This is a genomic window from Gilvimarinus sp. 1_MG-2023 (assembly GCF_030548285.1).
The window spans coordinates 479,227-496,088 of the sequence record NZ_JAUOSC010000002.1; the positions used below are offsets into that span (position 1 = coordinate 479,227).

14 protein-coding genes are annotated in these 16,862 nt (G+C 49.4%); 4 read left to right on the forward strand and 10 right to left on the reverse strand.

The window, feature by feature from the left end:
• Positions 1 to 158 precede the first annotated feature (158 nt).
• Positions 159 to 848: a response regulator transcription factor gene (locus Q4563_RS04890; RefSeq protein WP_303603800.1), complete on the reverse strand. Its 690-nt coding sequence runs from the start codon at positions 846 to 848 to the stop codon at positions 159 to 161.
• Between the two features lie 88 nt (positions 849 to 936).
• The gene (locus Q4563_RS04895; protein ID WP_303603801.1) at positions 937 to 3,039 is read right to left on the reverse strand and encodes a sensor histidine kinase; all 2,103 of its coding nucleotides are present in this window, start codon (positions 3,037 to 3,039) and stop codon (positions 937 to 939) included.
• A 386-nt stretch (positions 3,040 to 3,425) separates the two neighbouring features.
• Here Q4563_RS04895 and Q4563_RS04900 point away from each other — a divergent pair, with 386 nt between their 5' ends.
• Entirely contained in the window at positions 3,426 to 4,073 is a 648-nt protein-coding gene (locus Q4563_RS04900; RefSeq protein ID WP_303603802.1) for an MOSC domain-containing protein, read from the forward strand.
• Between the two features lie 82 nt (positions 4,074 to 4,155).
• Here the strand turns inward: Q4563_RS04900 and Q4563_RS04905 are convergent, their stop codons facing one another.
• The 3 genes from Q4563_RS04905 to Q4563_RS04915 form a co-directional block, all read right to left on the reverse strand.
• Positions 4,156 to 4,581, reverse strand: coding sequence for a DUF4168 domain-containing protein (locus Q4563_RS04905; protein ID WP_303603803.1), 426 nt, complete (start codon positions 4,579 to 4,581; stop codon positions 4,156 to 4,158).
• Between the two features lie 137 nt (positions 4,582 to 4,718).
• Positions 4,719 to 5,462, reverse strand: coding sequence for a glutamine amidotransferase-related protein (locus Q4563_RS04910; protein WP_303603804.1), 744 nt, complete (start codon positions 5,460 to 5,462; stop codon positions 4,719 to 4,721).
• A gap of 38 nt (positions 5,463 to 5,500) precedes the next feature.
• Positions 5,501 to 6,745 (reverse strand): EAL domain-containing protein, encoded by a 1,245-nt coding sequence (locus tag Q4563_RS04915; RefSeq protein ID WP_215978111.1) that lies wholly within the window; start codon positions 6,743 to 6,745, stop codon positions 5,501 to 5,503.
• 552 nt (positions 6,746 to 7,297) lie between these two features.
• Between Q4563_RS04915 and fusA the strand changes: the two genes are divergently transcribed.
• A complete protein-coding gene (gene fusA, locus Q4563_RS04920; protein WP_215978112.1) occupies positions 7,298 to 9,388 on the forward strand; it encodes an elongation factor G in 2,091 nt (696 codons plus the stop codon).
• A gap of 61 nt (positions 9,389 to 9,449) precedes the next feature.
• Here the strand turns inward: fusA and Q4563_RS04925 are convergent, their stop codons facing one another.
• Positions 9,450 to 10,061 (reverse strand): DNA-3-methyladenine glycosylase I, encoded by a 612-nt coding sequence (locus tag Q4563_RS04925; RefSeq protein WP_303603805.1) that lies wholly within the window; start codon positions 10,059 to 10,061, stop codon positions 9,450 to 9,452.
• A 200-nt stretch (positions 10,062 to 10,261) separates the two neighbouring features.
• Here Q4563_RS04925 and Q4563_RS04930 point away from each other — a divergent pair, with 200 nt between their 5' ends.
• Together Q4563_RS04930 and Q4563_RS04935 are read left to right on the forward strand one after the other, a co-directional pair.
• On the forward strand, positions 10,262 to 13,588 hold the full coding sequence (locus Q4563_RS04930) for an MHYT domain-containing protein (protein ID WP_303603806.1): 3,327 nt from the start codon (positions 10,262 to 10,264) through the stop codon (positions 13,586 to 13,588).
• Positions 13,578 to 14,561: a response regulator gene (locus Q4563_RS04935; RefSeq protein ID WP_215978115.1), complete on the forward strand. Its 984-nt coding sequence runs from the start codon at positions 13,578 to 13,580 to the stop codon at positions 14,559 to 14,561. Before Q4563_RS04930 ends, Q4563_RS04935 begins: the two co-directional genes overlap by 11 nt.
• Here the strand turns inward: Q4563_RS04935 and Q4563_RS04940 are convergent.
• The 4 genes from Q4563_RS04940 to Q4563_RS04955 all read right to left on the reverse strand — a co-directional run bounded on the left by Q4563_RS04940 (position 14,558) and on the right by Q4563_RS04955 (position 16,854).
• Positions 14,558 to 14,803, reverse strand: coding sequence for a hypothetical protein (locus tag Q4563_RS04940; protein WP_215978116.1), 246 nt, complete (start codon positions 14,801 to 14,803; stop codon positions 14,558 to 14,560). The genes Q4563_RS04935 and Q4563_RS04940 overlap by 4 nt on opposite strands.
• Before the next feature lie 80 nt (positions 14,804 to 14,883).
• Positions 14,884 to 15,054 carry a hypothetical protein gene (locus Q4563_RS04945; protein ID WP_303603807.1) on the reverse strand — a complete coding sequence of 57 codons (171 nt, stop codon included), beginning with the start codon at positions 15,052 to 15,054 and terminating at the stop codon, positions 14,884 to 14,886.
• A gap of 2 nt (positions 15,055 to 15,056) precedes the next feature.
• On the reverse strand, positions 15,057 to 16,358 hold the full coding sequence (locus Q4563_RS04950) for a sensor domain-containing diguanylate cyclase (RefSeq protein ID WP_303603808.1): 1,302 nt from the start codon (positions 16,356 to 16,358) through the stop codon (positions 15,057 to 15,059).
• Between the two features lie 151 nt (positions 16,359 to 16,509).
• Positions 16,510 to 16,854: a hypothetical protein gene (locus tag Q4563_RS04955; RefSeq protein ID WP_303603809.1), complete on the reverse strand. Its 345-nt coding sequence runs from the start codon at positions 16,852 to 16,854 to the stop codon at positions 16,510 to 16,512.
• Positions 16,855 to 16,862 lie beyond the last annotated feature (8 nt).

Here is a 16,862-nt window from a genome sequence, read left to right on the forward strand (position 1 = left end):
GCTAACCGGTGGCAGTGTATGAATCAATCAACTCAGGTTCTCGAACGAAAACTAACAAAAATCACAAAACTCACTAATCTTGCAAAACTCACAATAAAGTAGAAAATAATAATCAGAAATAAAACGGGAAGGATTAGGTGCTATAATGCCCTGGAAAATTAATCTAATTTTTGAATTGACTCCGACAAGGTATAACCAACGCCACGTATCGTTTGCAAAGGAAAACTCTTGCCCAACTTACTCCTTAGTCGACTTACCAATGAATCCAGGAAGTGATCATCGTAAATATCTGGGTTTTTCCCCAGTTGTAACATTAGCTCTCTTCTGCTTACGGCCCGACCTTTAGAAAATCCATCGTGTAGTGACAGCACAAAATGCCGCTCTTGAGCCGTTAGCTCATAGCGCTCAGCGTCTGCGGATATGACAACCCAGCCAGAGTTCTCGATACGCCACGCTGTAATTTTAGTCTCTTTACCTTCACGATGTACGTTTAGTCGCCGTCCCACAGCATGAATGGTCGCTGAAATTTCAGCAACGTTAACTGGCTTAGACAAGTAAGCATCAGCACCAGTAGCAAGCCCCCGAATTCGATCCCCTAGTTCGGTACGAGCCGTCAGCATAACAACACCCGTCCGCTCAAATTCAAGATGCAGGCGCTGCAAAATGGAAAAACCATCTAAATCTGGCAAACCCACATCCAGCAATATGACATCAACATGAGTTTGTTTCAGTATTTTCTCTAAATCACTGTAGCTGTGAGCCAAACTAACCTTAAAGCTTTGATTCTCTAGCGCCAAAGCCAACTCCAAACTAAACGTCACATCATCATCAACTAGAACTACATGCATAAAGCCCCTTAGAATTCATTTACCCATTCAATAAACACAGTATACCCCTACAACACACCCTGCTCCCATATTCAAAAACACGAAATTATTATATGGGCAGCCTCAACACAAATGTATTCCCTCCCACATTCGAATCATTGGTAATAACTTTAATTGATCCCTTGTGCTTTTCAGCAATCATCTTAGTTAAAAACAGGCCTAACCCTGACCCAGGGTTACCATGGGCAGTATGAGACCTATAGTATTTCTCAAATATATCACGCTTTTCATCCTCAGAAATCTCTTCCCCGTTATCGATAACAGAGATTTCAACACAATCGTCCACTTGCATCATTGTAATTTTAACTGGAAAGCACTTATCAGAGTATTTAAGTGCATTATCTATAAGGTTACTCAATGCTATTTGAACAAGATCAACATCGACCTTTGCCATCATTTCTTCTTTAATACCACTCAAATCAACCCTGCACTCAAAATCAATCGTCGAGACAGTCTTGGCAATAAGACCAAACAACTCAACCTCTACCACCTCGATTTCGGCGCAATCAATTCGCAACAACTTATCATTCACAATAGTATTTTCAATTATACGATTTAATTTATTCGTGCTTTTTTTAATTGACTCTATTCTATTAGACGTTGAAGTTTCAGACTCAGATAAAACACTCTTCGAAAGATTAAATTCCAAATTTTGTACAGCCATATCGATAGCTGATACAGGTGCCCGCAACTCATGTGACAGTATGGCCACAAACTCTCTTTTCATCTTTCTTTCTTTTTGCTCAATAATAATCGCTTCCCGAAGCCGATCCTCAGTCAACCTTCGGCTCTCTATCTCATTATTTAATTTTTCATTTGATAGCGCCAAATCCTTGGTTCGACAATCCACATCACGCTCGAGATTGCTACTGTACTCACGAGAGAATCGCAGCAACTCTTTAACGGCTTTAGATTTTTCTGATTCTAAAAACCACGCCTTTTTAGCCAATATAATACTAGTTGTTATCATGTGAACAAGAGAAGCCACTGCTGGAATCTCTTCAACAAACGCAAACGAGTCTGACATTCCAAACGATCGAGCACTGCTTAGTACAAACGCCAACAAAACAGGCACTAAAGATAATGAGAAAAACCTATGCTTTTTTAGCCAAAAAACATCGTAAACAACCATGCCAAAAAATACAGGAATAGAGGCCATATAGATCACAGTAACAATCCTATACAGCAGCAAATCGTTACTTATCAAATAACAAACTGAGATAATAACGTACCCAGCGGCAAATATATAATTAGCGATATTTAATAACTTGGCGTTAGATTCTAACTCGTAAGCTGCATTGAAAAACAAATGAAGAGAACAAAAATACAAACAGATTGAAACCATGATCGCCGGCATTGCCGACATCCCTTCATCAGAAAAAAGGCTCTGATATAAATACCCTCCATTTAGAATAGTAAATGAGGATAAAAACAATATACACATTGAGTAGTAAAAATAAGACTTATTTTTCGTTCGAAAAGAAAGAATTAAGTTAGCCAAGAAAACAATCAATACAATACTGAAATACATACCAAACTTTAAATAATCATCCGCCACCACATCATACATAGAAGCGCCATCAATCATCATAATGTCAGCTGAAATACGATGATGAAAATCAAGCTTTAAATATATTGTTTTTTCGGAATACCTAGAAAAGTCTAAATGAAAAGCATAGCCTCGATAATTTATTTTACGTTTATCCCAAGCGGTGACATCTCCCACCACACTTCTGTTTAATTTATTATCGATAATCTCGTAAAGCTCCACCTTTTTTATATAGGCAGGAAGAACGCTTAATATCCAATGCTCTCTTGCATCCAGGTTTTTATCTAGACATAACTTAAGCCAAATACTCCCGCCTTTAACGGCACTATCCACAACCCCAGCTGTAGGCGTGAACCGATCAATAGAAAACCCAGAAACATCTTCAAACGTCAGCTTTTGCGTGGAGTCCTCTAGCATCAAAATACTAAGATTTTTAATATTAGGAGCGCCCTCCATCGAACTAGTGATAGCCTGAGGCAGACAGCCCGCGGCGGAAAATGATGAAAACCCACACATAATACTGACAGTTAATAGCCACATAACGACTTTGTAGTAGCCAATAATGACTTTTAGGGGCTGTGCCATAATTTTTGCGTTATTCAACTTTGACACCATTTCATGCGCTACATCGCCAGCTTAAAATAGGCCCTACCACTAACAAGCACAGCCAGATAAATGTGCGACATACAACACTATGACGCCCCAATTTGCATTACGAGCAATTCTAGCTCGACACCTTCTCGAATAGCCAGAACTGCTGTGGCTTTCATTGGATTTACAGTCAATATAGAAAACCCACCTCACAAAAACTCACAATCAAAGACATAAGGTGAACCACAAGTCACTTAAGACCACCCCCAAGCGCACAAAACGACCCCAGAATACACACTAAGCATTTACATCCAGCCCCCACCTCAACATTGCGAAAAATAGCTTATAGTGATTAACTTTAAACCTGTTCAGCTTTACATCCTTATGACAGGCATCCAATGCAGCTTTTATCTATTAATCGCGCCATCGCAACCGACATTACTCTCGGCAATAAAACGGTAGCGACTGGTATTTTCAAAAAACCCACACAAGAAACTGTGGTTATCGGTCGTTTGGGGGTCGCGGGTGACACTATTGTGGACACAAAGGTACACGGCGGTGAAGATCAGGCGGTATACCTATACAGCGCAGAAGATTATGCATGGTGGAGCGAACAACTAGACCGCGAGCTACCCGCGGGTACTTTTGGCGAGAACCTGACCATTATGTCTTTTCACGACGGCGTGCTACGCGTCGGGGATCGGCTGCAAATTGGTGAGTCACTACTACTTGAAATTACGGCGCCTCGGGTTCCCTGCGCCAAGTTCGCCGCCAAAATGGGAGACGCCAGTTTTGTTAAAGCGTTTATTCGAGCTGGGCGTCCTGGTGCTTACGCACGCGTGCTACAAATAGGCTCGGTCACTAAAGGAGACGCCCTTAAGTGGCAACCCACAGAGCAGAACTATATTGACATTAAGGGCATGTTCTATCAATGGCACCAAAAAGCGTGGGATAAAGCAGCATTACATCAAGCATTGGGCTCACCCCTTTCCAAAATCGCGCGCCGTATTATCTCTAAGCGTGCAGGAATAGCGGATAGCGGATAGCGGATAGCGGATAGCGGATAGCAATTATAAGGCGGGAAATCAAGGGAACACTGGCTGCGAGCTGATCCCGCAGCCATGTGGTTTAACTACCAGACTCTTCGTTGAGTTCGGGCTGAACAATATCATTAACCGCAACGGAAATGCGCTCACGCAGCTCTTCATTGGCATTCGCAGCACGGGCAATGTTTTTGTATTCATCCAAACTTAAGCCGGAATCTTTAATCGCGGACTGGATTTGACCTTGCGTTTGCTTTTGCAAAGATTGCTTCTCTTCCGGATCAGTCACCTGCTGGACTTGCGCACCATACTGCTTACTCAGCGACTGCACAGCAACATAAGCATCGGCAAATTCTGCCACCTGGCCATCACTGACATCCATCGTTTGTGCGGCTTGTGCGGCCGCCTCGGGCATGGCTGGTTTTTGCGGGGCCTCTTGGGCTTGTACGGCGGTAGAGGCAAGCGTTGCTGCAAACATTGCGCTGAGCAGAGCGGGTTTAGCAATTTTCATATTATCTCCTTAGAACTTTCAAAATGGTCAACCCTCAACTGCAGGAACCATGCCCAGATGTAACCTATTGATTTGACTCTATTTAAGATGGCAGCTCGGTGGGTTTTGTAAAATTGACAAGACGATTGATGCACAATTTACAATTCAGCGGTCACGGCGCCGTCACCCACCTGCGCCCCAAAGTGTAGAAAACGAAGTATCCACGACAGCACTCGCTCGTCATCCAGCGGCTCGGTTAACGTCGCCAAGGCCCCCTGAACCTTCTTATCGCCAATTGCGCGCACCCGCCCCTCCATCAAAGCCCGCGCATAGGCCAACGTAAACTCGGGGTGCCCCTGAAAAGTCAAAACGCTCGGCGCGATGTAAGTCATGGCGATGGGACAATCCGGTGTGCTAGCCAAACATTCGGCGCCTGGCGCCATCGCCTGCACCTGGTCCTGATGGCTCGACAGCAAATGAAACCCATCGCCGGCAAAACCTAACGACTTGGCCCTATCGGTTAACCGATTGTAGTGAGTGCCCACACACCACCCAGCAGCTGCCTTCTCCACACGCCCACCGAGCGCTTGGTGAATCACTTGATGACCAAAACAAATACCCACAACCGGAACGCGCTGCGCAACTAAATCGACAATGTGCTGTTTTAGTCGATTAATCCAAGGGTCGTGATCATACGCGGCCGACTGACTGCCGGTGATAATGACACCACTAAAACCATCGAGCGACTGCGGGTACTGTTCGCGATTCACGTCAAAACGCTCAAACCTCTGCAAAGGAGCCTGCCTGGCAAGACTGCGCACAAACATATCTGGGTATTGGCCATGCTCGACAGCCAAATGTGGTGCAATGGTGTCGGTATTGTAAATGGCGATCGGCAACATAGCAGTGCCCATATTAAGGGAGTATGTATGAGAGTGGGTTAGCGGGTAAAAAGTACTTGATCATGCACTTGCACATCGAGCATTAAAATACTGTCTTCAGCCAAGACCACGGCATAGGTTTTACACATATCGTCACTGCGTATATCGCGGTAAGCGCCGGAAACCACCATTTGCTCAAGGGGTAAGTCTCGGATGCCAATCAAGTGGGGGAAGTACGGTCGGTGGCTCCAGTTGCGCCCCTGCATTGCACCGTCTGATTGAACACTGTCGCCCGAGAGTTCAAAGTTGGGAGATACTTGGGTCCCGGTACTGTTACACAAATAAAAGCGCAGTATCCCCAACTCTTGAAAGGTGGCGAGTTGGACGTTGCGGTGCAGCAAAGAAATATCTTCACACGCCCGCCACCAACCGCACAGCTGGCGCGCGAGTTGCTCTACCGATAACCGGTGGCGGTAGCTGCGCTCAAAGGTGGCCGCCTTGCGCTCAAGGTACTGCCGTTTTAATGTTTGTGTCGGCTCGACATAAGCATTACTGCTAATAGGGTTGGCCCGTGCCGGAGCGTAAATCCACCCCTGTACAATATCGGCGCCACACTCAACGGCAAAATCGAATTCGTCTTGCGTCTCCACCCCCTCACAAACAATTTGGCAGCCAGCGCGCATGGCCATAGAGGTCATAGACAGGGCAATATCGGCGGCTCCTCCACCGCGAGACGCCTCCTTAAAGAGCCCCATGTCTAACTTAATGATGTCAGGCTCGAGCGCAATAATGCGATCCACCTGCGAGGCCCCCGAGCCAAAATCATCAATCGCAACCCGGATACCGTGACGCTGATATTCGCGAGTTAGAAATTTTAAATTCTCTAAATCACCACTGCGCTCAGTAACCTCAACCACTACACGCTTAGGATCCAGCCCAACCTCCTCGATCATCGCCAAGGTGGGGATCACGTTCATATTCGCCAAACGATCGATCCACACAGGTGAAATATTCAACGCGATAAAAGAATCCGCAGGCATATGGGCGTAACCGTGCAATGCCTGTCGCCTAATTGCGCGGTCGACATTCAACACCCAGTCCTCCGGGAGGCTCGAATCAAAAAACAAAGGCGCCGCCGAGATGACTTGGCCCTGTTCATTTGTTGTGCGGGCGAGCGCTTCGTGCCCAACCACTTGCCCGGTGCTCAATTCAATGAGGGGCTGATAATAAGGGAAATACTGATCAAGAGCGGCGTCAATGCCTACATCAGACGCGAAAGGTGGTATAGAGCTGTAACGGTTCACATCTTATCTCACTGTCAAAAATCGCTTTTTCGCGCGGGCCCCTGCAAAAATGGTTGATGGGCCATACAACGCTACTATTGAGCGGAATGCCCCTCTCATAGCAGAATGTATTCCACAATGCTGAATGCAAACAAATAAAGCGGTAAACACAACCGCGCGCCCTCCGACGCGCAATTTTAAAGCACTTTGGAAGCGCGACCGAAAACGACCACCGAGCCTTTAGGCGTAAATCGCACAACCAAAGCACCGAAGCGGTGCGCCACCTCGCACCACTTAGAGGCAATCGATAATGCCTAGAAAGCGCCGCGCACGACATTCTTTATGACCTTTTGAAGACAAACCAATCAATAGTACCGAGCTATCACAAGGCAGGAATCGATAGCCCAAAATTAATACAATACGCTTAATTTCCACCAAAATGCCTCGCACCCACCCCGATAGTCAAAAAACACCCCCATAAAGACGTTTTAAGACCAATTGCCATTGGCAATTGAACCCCGCAACGCTGTACAATGCCGTCCAATTTTTGGCCTTGATTATACGAGTATCGACATGACAGACCTTAGTTTATACAGAAACATCGGGATCTTTGCCCACGTTGACGCGGGTAAAACCACCACGACCGAGCGTATCCTGAAGCTTACCGGTAAAATCCATAAGCTGGGTGAAGTGCACGAGGGTGAGTCCACCACTGACTTTATGGATCAGGAAGCTGAGCGCGGTATTACCATTCAGTCCGCGGCTGTAACCTGTGAGTGGCAAGGCCACCGCTTTAACGTCATCGACACCCCTGGGCACGTTGACTTTACCGTTGAGGTATACCGTTCGCTTAAAGTTCTGGACGGCGGCATCGGCGTATTCTGTGGTTCTGGTGGTGTTGAACCCCAATCAGAAACCAACTGGCGCTACGCCAACGAGTCTGAAGTGGCTCGTATCATCTTCGTTAACAAGCTGGACCGTATCGGTGCCGACTTCCTTAACGTGGTAGATCAAATCAAAAACGTTCTGGGCGCCAAGCCACTGGTGATGACTCTGCCAATCGGCCGCGAAGACACCTTCAGCGGTGTTGTTGACCTGCTGAGCCAAAAAGCTTACGTATGGGACGATTCTGGTCAGCCCGAAAACTACTCGATCGAAGATGTTCCAGAAGACATGAAAGACGATGTCGAAATGTACCGCGAGCAGCTGATCGAAACCGCTCTGGAGATGGACGACGACCTGCTGATGGCTTACATGGATGGTGAACAACCATCTGAAGAAGACGTTAAGCGCTGTATCCGTAAGGGTACTCGCGATCTGGAATTCTTCCCCACTTACTGTGGTTCTGCCTTTAAGAACAAAGGTATGCAGCTGGTTCTGAACGCGGTTAATGATTACCTGCCCGCGCCAACCGAAGTTGATCCGCAAGATTTGACTGACGAAGAAGGTAACCCCACTGGCGATAAAGCCATTGTAAGTGCCGACGAGCCGTTCCGGGCCTTGGCGTTTAAAATTATGGACGACCGTTTCGGCGCCCTGACCTTCGTTCGTATTTACTCCGGTAAGTTAAACAAAGGCGACACCATCCTCAACTCGTTCACCGGTAAAACCGAACGTGTAGGCCGCATGGTAGAAATGCAAGCTGACGAGCGCAACGAGCTGACTCACGCCCAAGCCGGTGACATTATTGCCATCGTGGGCATGAAGAACGTACAAACTGGTCACACTCTGTGTGATCCGAAAAACCCTTGTACGCTAGAAGCCATGGTGTTCCCAGATCCCGTTATCTCGATCGCTGTTGCACCCAAAGATAAAGGTTCTACCGAGAAGATGGGTATCGCCATTGGTAAGATGGTTGCCGAAGATCCATCCTTCCAGGTTGAAACCGACCAAGATTCTGGCGAAACCATTCTTAAAGGTATGGGCGAGCTGCACTTGGACATTAAAGTCGACATCCTGAAGCGCACCTACGGCGTTGAAATGGAAGTGGGTCAGCCTCAAGTGGCTTACCGCGAAACCATTACCCAGGAAATCGAAGATTCTTACACCCACAAGAAGCAGTCTGGTGGTTCTGGTCAGTTTGGTAAAATTGACTACCGCATCAAGCCAGGTGAGCCAAATTCTGACTTCACCTTCAGCTCTAGTGTTGTGGGCGGTAACGTACCGAAAGAATTCTTCCCAGCGATTGAGAAAGGCTTTAAAGGCATGATGGAAAAAGGCCCACTGGCTGGCTTCCCTGTGCTTGACGTTGAGATTGAGCTGTTCGACGGTGCTTTCCACGCGGTTGACTCCTCGGCAGTTGCCTTTGAAATCGCCGCTAAAGGCGCTTTCCGTCAGTCTATGCCCAAAGCTGGCCCTCAGCTGCTGGAGCCAATGATGAAGGTAGACGTGTTTACTCCAGAAGATCACGTAGGTGATGTGATTGGTGACTTGAACCGTCGTCGCGGCATGATCAGCGGCCAAGAGCCAAACGCCACCGGCGTTCGGATCAAGGCAGAAGTTCCGCTGTCCGAGATGTTTGGTTACATCGGCAGCCTGCGCACCATGACTTCCGGTCGCGGCCAATTCTCTATGGAGTTCTCGCAGTACTCTCCATGCCCGGCCAACGTAACTGAAGAAGTGATTGCCAAGGTGAAAGAACGCGAAGCGGCTGAGAAGAAGTAAGCAACCGCCACGCTAAAAAAGCCCGCATCATGATTGATGCGGGCTTTTTTGTGTCCGTCGTTCAAGTGCGCGACTTAGGGCGTTTAAATTCAGCCCGCGCCTGAGCTACTTTATTACGCATGACACAGGCTTCAAGGTGATCATTCACCAACCCCATCGCCTGCATAAAGGCAAAGACCGTGGTAGGGCCCACAAACTTCCAACCCTGTTTTTTCAACGCCTTAGCCAGCGCTACAGACTCATCTGAGGTGGTCTGGGACTGGGCCGCACACTCTTTTAAAGGCTCAAATTGCCAGACGTAAGCGGCAATAGACCCTTCACGCGCCACCAACTCCTGCGCTCGTTTAGCATTATTAATCACCGCTTCAATTTTACCCCGGTGACGAATAATCCCCTCATCTTGCAATAAGCGCTCGACATCTTGCTCTGTAAACTCGGCCACTTGGTTAAAATCAAAATACCGAAACGCTCGGCGAAAGTTCTCCCGCTTAGTCAAAATCGTGCGCCAACTCAGCCCCGACTGAAAGCTTTCCAGGCATAGTTTCTCGAATAGTGTGCGGTCATCAGCGACCGGATAGCCCCATTCGTTATCGTGATAGGGGAAAAACGCCTCAACATTGCTGCACCAGCCGCAACGCGGCTTACCATCTGGCCCCGCTACCGTTTTCATCATACGCCCCTCTTGTTCGCTCAACTGCCAGCAATTCATTCACCCACGGCACACGGCCATACATCCATACGAGCCTGCTCAACGTATAAGGTTTCGCCTTGGCGTTTGTTTCATTTCTCTCTCGACTTGCCTACACTAGTACTGTGCGCACCGAGCTTACGCGCCTTCAACCACCCTGCCCAGAGCAGCCCTCGGATTTAATCATGCTGGATAACTTTTTCTTAACCCATCACGACCCGAGTCTTGTTCTCAGTGGCGTATACAACGGCAAGCTTGTCGCTCTATCTCTCGGCATCGCTGTATTTGCCAGTTATTTTACCCTGTACTTACTAGAGCTGGCCCGGCGCACGCCCTTTCCACTCTACACTCATGTGGCTCGAATCACCTCATCACTGGTGATGGCGGGAGGCATTTGGAGCATGCACTTTATCGGCATGCTTGCCTTCTCACTATGCAACGAAATCCATTACGATCCAACCATCACCTTCCTCTCCGCAGGGCCTGCGGTGCTGGCCTGCCTGTGCACCAGCTATTTACTGACCGCCAAGGCCAGCTTCAGCAATATGCTTTTTAGTGCGCTGCTGCTGGGCTCAGGCATCGGCACCATGCACTACAGCGGTATGGCCGCCATGGAGCTAGCGCCACTGCTGCGCTACGACCCTTTGCTGTTTGGGCTGTCTATTGTGGTCGCGGTTGGCCTCTCGCTGACCGCCATATTGGTACGTTACTACTTGCCTAAAATTTGGCCCGCCATTCCCACCGGATATAACCGAGCCATATGCTCCCTTATCATGGGCTTGGCGGTGTCTGGCATGCACTATATGGGCATGCTAGCCACTCGGTTTATCGACACCGGTATACAACAACCCAACCAACCTACAGTGCAGGCGGACTTGTCGTTTATCGCCATTAGCGTGGCCTGCGCCAGTATCTTGCTCACTCTCAGTGTGGCGGTTATCAATGGCTTGGTCCGCTTTAAGTTGCTGCTGGCAGAAAAAACCGAGAGCGAATCGCGCCTAAGCGCCATCCTGTCCACTGCCGTGGACGGCATTGTGACCATGGACGAACACGGCTTAATTATCGGTGCCAACCCCGCGGTGGAAAAAATCACCGGCTACCCCAAAGAGGAGCTTATCGGTCTACCCGCAACTAGCCTGACAGAGGACACCCCTCTTAGCAGCGCTCGCCTTGATGCCGATCAATCAAAGGCCCTAGCGGATTTTGTCGGTCGCAACCAAACCGTGCAGGTCCGTCACAAAGAAGGACACAACCTCCCTATTCGCTTCGGTGTGGGCGAGGTCCCGCTCCCTCACAATCAAACCATGTATGTGGCTTTTCTTACCGATTTAACCGACCAGCAGATTCTGCAGGAAAATCTTGAGCAAAAGGAGCACCAGCACCGCTCTTTGCTTAACAATATTCCCGGGGTGGCATTTCGCTGTGAAATTAATGAAAACTGGTCGATGATATTTGCCAGCCCCAGTATTGAGGAGCTCACCGGCTACCCACTGGACGACTTCATGCAGCGTACTATCGAACTGGGCGATGTTCTCCATACCGACGATTTACCCATGATTGACAACGGCATCAATCAGGCACTGAAGTCTCACTCTAACTACTCCATGGAATATCGTATTCACCACCGCAGTGGCGAATTGCGCTGGGTGCTCGATCAGGGCAGCTTTTATTTCAACCCTCAGGGCGAAGCGCTGTGGATCGACGGTGTGTTGATTGATATTACCGAGCGGCGTCAATACGAGGACGAGCTAAAAGCGGCCAAACAACAGGCCGAGCAAGCGGCGCAAGCCAAGCAGGCTTTTTTGGCCAACATGAGTCATGAGATTCGCACCCCAATGAACGCCATCATCGGGTTTAGTGAAGTGCTGCTGGAGTCCCGCCTCGACAGTGAACAAAAAAAGCATTTGGGAACCATTAACACCTCGGCCCGATCTTTGATGCACCTGCTAAACGATATTCTCGACTCGGCCAAACTCGAGAAAGGAAAACTGGACATCCACCACGAACATTTTTCTCTGCGCGAGTTGCTCGACACTATTATTTCCACTTTTTGGCTGCTCGCCAAACGCAAGGGTATTGATTTAACTCTTGAGGTGGCCCCCAACCTTTCCGATGTGCGCATCGGTGATAGCAACCGACTGCAACAAGTGCTCAACAACCTGCTTGGCAATGCGGTCAAGTTTACCGATACCGGCAGTGTCGCCTTAAAGGTCAGCACGACAAAATACTCGCGCGTGCTATTCGAAGTCATCGACTCTGGAATTGGCGTAGCCCCTGCACGCTTAAAAACTATTTTTCAACCCTTTGAACAGGCGGACAACACGACCACCCGGCGTTTTGGTGGCACCGGCCTTGGCACCACCATCAGTAAACAACTGGTGGAGTTAATGGACGGTGAAATTAATGCCCGCAGCCAATTAGGAGAAGGCAGTTGTTTTTACTTTCACCTGCCGCTACCTCCGGGCGACAAGCATAAGCTTGCCCCTAAAGCCCCCTTGAGCGGACTGCACCTGCCGGCGCAGAAGGTGTTGGCGGTTGACGATATCGACACCAATATTGATCTCTTGCAGCTACTGCTGCAGCGTGAAGGGCACAGCGTGATTACCGCCTGTAATGGGCTAGAAGCTATTGAGCGCTATAAAAATGAACCCGTCGATATCATTCTGATGGATGTTCATATGCCCGAGTGCGACGGCATTTGCGCCACTGAAAGAATTCGCGCCTACGAGCAAGAACATCAACGCCCACAAATCCCCATCATCGCCCTGACTGCCAGCGTGCTACAGCAGGATCAAAAGGCTGCACTCGATGCCGGCATGAATGGATTTGCCAATAAGCCCATTGATCCGCCCCAATTGTTTGGCGAAATGGCCAATGCCCTCGGCATCCAGCACGAGACCACGACCAGCATAGCGCCGCCGCAAGATTCCGCCATTGATTTCGACCACGGTGAATTGCTCTGGGGCAGCAGGGAAAGACAGATACAAGAGATACGACTATTCTTACAAAAGTTGGAGAATGAAATTTTAGCGCTCGGCCACGAAGGCCAGGCAGCTGAGGTGTTGGCCCACAGTCTACACAAACTTAAAGGCACCGCCGGCAACCTCGGCTTAATCGAGCTGGCACGAGTATTAACCGAGATGGAGCTCTGCCAAAGCGAACCCAAGCTACGGGAAGTCGCCCAAGGCTTGCCGGCGATCATTGCGACCATTAAGCAAGAAGTTTCAGGCGAGACGGCCGGCAGCGAACAAGATACTCGACAAGCATCGAGCATTAACTTGGCTGAACTACTGCCACTTTGCCAACAACTGCAGGCAAAAGCCGAGGCAGCCCAAACCGATGACGCCCTGTTAGAGCAACTGCAAGCCTATGCCACCGGAAGTCAAAAAACACTGGTAGAGTCACTTGCTCTTGCTTTTGAAGAGTTCGAATTCGGGCAAGCGCAACAAATACTTAGCCAATTGATCAACACGCTCAACGAAGAGATGACACACCGCAACCATGCCACATAACCCTTTGCGAATTCTGGTGGTGGACGATGAGCCCACCAACCTAAAAGTCATGCAAAACGTGCTGGCCGATACCTACCAGCTCTCTTTTGCTAAATCCGGCCAGGCCGCGCTTAAGCTTGCCGATGAACAAGTGCCCAACTTGATACTGCTCGATGTCATGATGCCGGAAATGAGCGGAATAGAGGTGTGTAAAGCACTGAAAAACAATCCCAATACCCAGCATATACCGGTCATTTTTGTCACCGCGCTGAGCGATAACAACGATGAATTTCAAGGCTTTGAAGTGGGCGCGGTGGACTACATTATCAAGCCCATTACACCAGCGCTGGTGCGGGCTCGGGTGCGCACCCACTTATCACTGGTGCAGGCCGAACAACTTAAAAAGGCTCATGTAGATTTAGTGCAAAGACTGGGAGCGGCTGCGGAATATAAAGACGAAGATACCGGCGAGCATATTTTGCGCATGAGTCGGTACAGTAAGGCCTTGGCACTGGCGCATGGCATTAACGAAGACGATGCGGAAATTATTCGCCAGGCCGCACCGATGCACGATGTGGGGAAGATCGGCATCCCGGATGCGATTTTATTAAAGCCGGGCAAGTTGACTCACAGTGAGTTCGATAAAATTAAAGAGCACACCACGATCGGCGGAAAAATCTTAGAAAACTCCGACTCGCCCTTGCTGCGTCTGGCGCACAAGCTGGCGATGGAACACCACGAAAAGTGGGACGGCAGCGGCTACCCCTACGGCTTGCAGGGCGAGCAAATCAGCATTGAGGCGCGCATTGTTACCCTAGCCGATGTGTTCGATGCCCTGACCTCTAAGCGCCCCTATAAAGAGGCTTGGCCAACCGATCAGGCGTTTGAATATATTGCCGAGCAGGCGGGTAAACATTTTGATCCGGTACTGACGGCCACCTTTCTCGGCATTAAAACGCAATTGCTGGACATCAAACAAAGGTACAACCGTTAATCAATGGCAGAATCTGGCTCGCGCTCCACTTTAATAGCGTCGGAGCGAGTCCAGCCTTTTTCAGCCATACAAGCATCTCGCTGAGTCGCAGAGTCTGCAAAGGCTTCCTGACAAGCTTCAAGGTCGGGCTCGTAACCTTCACGCAAACCGTCTTTGGAGTAACCCGGATCGTAGTAAACCTGTGAGCAAGCGCTTGCAAGAATAGCCAATAGAAAAATTGAGACGATACGTTCCAGAGTCATTCGACCTCCATATAAATTTGTCAGGTAAAAGTAAGTCACCGCTCAACCGGTGGACAGAGGCTTGCTAATTAACTGGCTCTTCAATGCTTGCCGGGCTTTGCCACACCAAAAACACCGCGCCACATCAGCCCCTCAAAAATAACACCGGCGACAATAAACAAAGCGCCGCCCACAGGTGCAGCAAAAACAAAGCAAGCTATTGCGGCAAAGAAACAACCGACCACAACGGCCAAACGCAATATGATATTCATCTTCATGACCTCTGTGATTCGGGCGTATAAAATGTGTAGTGACTTTTGCCGGACTGCTTAACCTGATACATCGCTTGGTCCGCCTTATCCAATAATACCTGCATTTGCTCGCCATCCTTCGGGTAGCAAGCAATACCAATGCTGCCTCCCAGGGTGAGTGGTTGCGACACACCGCCCAAACGAAAGGGCTGAGCAATCAACGCCACCAGTTTGTTTGCCAAGTGTTCGACATTGGCTCTATCTGTAACATTGGACTGTAACAGGACAAACTCGTCTCCGCCAATGCGCGCCAGCAAGTCCGACTGGCGGCAGTGTTCCTGCAAACGTTCGGCAACGGCCTTGAGCAACACGTCGCCGGCTTGATGACCGTACTGGTCATTGACGGCTTTAAAGCCGTCCAGATCAAGAAATAAAATGGCCACCTGTGAATCGGTACGCTGCGCCGAACTCAGTATTGCCGCGCCCTGTCGCTCAAACAGTCGTAGATTTGGCAGCTGGGTCAGAGGGTCGTAGTGCGCCATTTTTTGCAACTGTGATTTGGCCTGATCGGCATCATCCAGTGCCTGCTGTAGATCCGTGACATCGTATTCAACCATCAGCAACAGGAAGTCGCCGGTGAGCGGATGGCGGGTATGGCGAATATCCAAAGTATGGCGGCGCACGCCCTGAGCGGTGCGCATTTCATAGGTCCAGCGCCCACCGGGTGCCCGCTTTGCCTTTTGCAAACACTCGCGGCCATCCTCGGGGCAGACAAAGCGCGCAACAAATTCACTAACGCCCGTCTCCCGCTCCGTTTGCTGGGGGTAGGCTTCGGTGGCGGCCGGGTTTTCGGTGACCCGTGTGCCATTCATATCAAAGCTGGTAACCAGTACCCGGGTGTAGCGCATAGCTTCCACCAACAGCAGATTCTCCGGGGTTTCGCCCAAATTGACCTGCTCGTTGATATAGGCAATGATCGCGCGGTGCTTGTCTGGCCCCACCAGCACGGCGCGGTGGCGCATATAAAGCGTTTTTGGTTTGCCCTGGGGGTAGGTTGTCCAGGGGTCAATCGTTAACCCCTGCTGTTGAGCAAGCTCGAAGGTTTGCCAAGTGCGATCACGGGCACCCTGTGTGTCTCCCGATAAATCTTTATTGATCAATTCATCCAGATTGGCGAGCCCCCAAAAATCAATAGCAGCCTGATTACCCCACCACCACTTGTGATCATCGACATCAAAAATCCACACCACATCGGGAATCAGTTCGTAAAGCCGCAACTCTTTATGGTCACGAATATGGAGCAAATGGGATAAGCGTGAGGTCATTGCGCGTGGGCCGCCACAGGGTTTGGTCATTGGGTGATACGGGTTATTGGGTCATGTTGTATTGGCGCGCAATACAACCAGCGCCTTTACAACGATTATCCATGAACCCCAGGCAAATAAAAAGTGGCCCCGACTCACTTAAAGTATTGAGTCATGCATCAGAGGGTTGATCGGCCAACTCTGATGCATGCGCACGCCTGGCAGAGCGACAGTCGATATTTTTTTCGAACCAATAGACGGTATTGGACACCAGCACAATACTCCCCGAGATAATCGCACTGCCGGTACTGACCAACCCTGCCGAGACTAACGCCCCCGCACAGCGCTCCCCTTCACAGCGGAGCAGATGATTCACGGTGCTCACCTCCAACTCGGCCTGACGAACCATAATCTGGCATTCAGAATCGTATTTATGCACCACCTTGGGCACATAAATACAGCCAGTTAATAACGCCACTAAGGCTAAAGAACCGATTATCCATTTAACAACGTACATTTTAAGTC

Coding starts and splice junctions, on each gene's coding strand:
- Q4563_RS04940 (WP_215978116.1), bottom strand. CDS start 14,803: ATGACTCTGGAACGTATCGTCTCAATTTTTCTATTGGCTATTCTTGCA.
- Q4563_RS04890 (WP_303603800.1), bottom strand. CDS start 848: ATGCATGTAGTTCTAGTTGATGATGATGTGACGTTTAGTTTGGAGTTG.
- Q4563_RS04930 (WP_303603806.1), top strand. CDS start 10,262: ATGCTGGATAACTTTTTCTTAACCCATCACGACCCGAGTCTTGTTCTC.
- Q4563_RS04955 (WP_303603809.1), bottom strand. CDS start 16,854: ATGTACGTTGTTAAATGGATAATCGGTTCTTTAGCCTTAGTGGCGTTA.
- Q4563_RS04945 (WP_303603807.1), bottom strand. CDS start 15,054: ATGAATATCATATTGCGTTTGGCCGTTGTGGTCGGTTGTTTCTTTGCC.
- Q4563_RS04950 (WP_303603808.1), bottom strand. CDS start 16,358: ATGACCTCACGCTTATCCCATTTGCTCCATATTCGTGACCATAAAGAG.
- Q4563_RS04925 (WP_303603805.1), bottom strand. CDS start 10,061: ATGATGAAAACGGTAGCGGGGCCAGATGGTAAGCCGCGTTGCGGCTGG.
- Q4563_RS04910 (WP_303603804.1), bottom strand. CDS start 5,462: ATGTTGCCGATCGCCATTTACAATACCGACACCATTGCACCACATTTG.
- fusA (WP_215978112.1), top strand. CDS start 7,298: ATGACAGACCTTAGTTTATACAGAAACATCGGGATCTTTGCCCACGTT.
- Q4563_RS04900 (WP_303603802.1), top strand. CDS start 3,426: ATGCAGCTTTTATCTATTAATCGCGCCATCGCAACCGACATTACTCTC.
- Q4563_RS04935 (WP_215978115.1), top strand. CDS start 13,578: ATGCCACATAACCCTTTGCGAATTCTGGTGGTGGACGATGAGCCCACC.
- Q4563_RS04905 (WP_303603803.1), bottom strand. CDS start 4,581: ATGAAAATTGCTAAACCCGCTCTGCTCAGCGCAATGTTTGCAGCAACG.